General features: G+C 66.5%; 1 protein-coding gene and 1 pseudogene. Both read right to left on the reverse strand.

The annotated features are described in order from the left end of the window. Window positions 1–1,467: HAMP domain-containing methyl-accepting chemotaxis protein (locus tag AC6H42_RS25605; protein WP_497549260.1), on the reverse strand; the 1,467-nt coding region annotated here is incomplete at its 3' end. A gap of 91 nt (window positions 1,468–1,558) precedes the next feature. Continuing rightward, window positions 1,559–1,760 (reverse strand): annotated as a pseudogene (locus AC6H42_RS25610) (chemotaxis protein); the annotation flags it as partial.

Genomic DNA, 1,760 nt, shown 5'->3' on the forward strand with positions numbered 1-1,760 from the left:
GTCCCAGGTCGACACCGAGGTCTGGTCGGCAAGGCGGCGAATCTCGGTGGCCACCACCGAGAAACCGCGCCCGGCTTCGCCGGCCTTCTCGGCCTCGATGGCCGCGTTCAGCGAAAGGATGTTGGTCTGGTCGGCCACCTTGGTGATGGTGGTCAGCACGCTGTTGATGTTGGAGGCCTTCTCGGATAGCGCGGCCAGTTTGGCGTTGATCGAATCGGTGGCCGCCACCATGTGCTGCATGGTCTCGTCCATGCGCTTCAGGTTGTCCTGCGCCTCGGCGGTGGCGCTGGTGGTGTAGTCGGCCACGGCGGTGGCGCTTTCCATGGTCTGCAGCAGCTGCGCGGTGTTGGCCGAGATTTCCTTGGTGGTGCTCAGCACCTCCACGCTGGTCTGGGCCTGCTCGACGCCGGTCGCTTCCTGCTGCTTGGCCGAGGCGGCGATTTCGGTGGCCGAGGTGGTGACCTGGATGCCGGCCTTCTGGATATTGTTGAGCAGCGCGCGCAGGTTGTCGAACATGGTGGCCAGGCCGTGGCCCAGCCGGCCGATGGCGTCGTCGCCGGCCACCGTCACCTTGCCCGTCAGGTCGCCGGAGGCGGCCTTGGACACCACTGCCAGCAGCGCATCGACCTTGGCGCGCAGCAGGTTGGTGTCGGCCAGTTCCCTGGCCTGGCTGTCCTGCATGGCCTGCGCCATGCGGTTGAATTCCGTCGTCACCTGTCCCAGTTCGTCGCCCGAGATCACGGCGGCGCGCGCGCCGATTTCGCCGGCGGCGATGCGGCCCACCGCCTGGGTCAGATTGGTCAGCGGCGCCATCAGCGCCTGCGACAGCACATAGGCGATCAGCGCGCCCAGCGCGATACAGGCCGCACCGCCGGCCAGCAGCACCAGCAGCATGGAGCGCTGCAGCTCGGACGATTCCTTCGTGCGCGCCGCCAGCAGCCGGGTTTCATCCGCCGATGCGGCTTCCAGCTCGTCGTGGATGGAGCGGATCAGCGGGCTGCCCTGCCTGAGCTGGGAGTCCGATGCGCGGCCGATGGCGTCCGCCGCGCCGGGCGCGTCGCCGAGCTGGGCGCGCCGTGCCACCTGTACCTCGATGACTTCCTTGACCCACTGATCGACTTGCGCGCGCACCTTGGCCAGCCTGGCCAGCTGGGCCGGATTGTCGCGCGTCAGCTCGCGCGCCTTCAGCAGCGAGGCCGACACGTCTTCCAATTCGCCCTTGATGCGCGCAGCGCGCGTCGGGTCGCCGGTCAGGTAGTAGCCGCGCGATTCGGCCTGCACCTCGAGGATGTCGTTGCTGACGCGGTCGATCGACAGCAGCACGTCCATCGTGTGCCGGTCCCAGCCGTTGGCTTCGGACAGGCGGTTGAAATTGTTGTATGCCACCAGCAGCAGCACGGTGATGATGGCGAGAATGGCGCCAAAGCCGAAGTAGAGTTTCTTCTTGATACTCAGGTCTTTGAGCATGGGTTCTCCTGTATTCCAGTGGCAATACGCCATTCTGCCATGGGCCGCGTCCGCCATGGCGGGAAACTGCGCCGCTGTGCGTTCCCGCGCCTTACTGTGCATTCACCGAAAAAGTCGCCACGCTGCTCTGCAGCGCCCCGGCCGCATATTGCAGCTGCTGCACCGCTTCGCTGGTCGAGCGCAGCGACTCCACGGTCTGCTGGGTGGCGTCGTTCAGCTGCATCATGGTCTCGGTGATCTGTTGCGCGCCCACGGCCTGTGACTGCATGCCCTGCAGCACGGCGTCGAACTGC

Source organism: Massilia sp. NBRC 108631 (genome assembly GCF_059704565.1).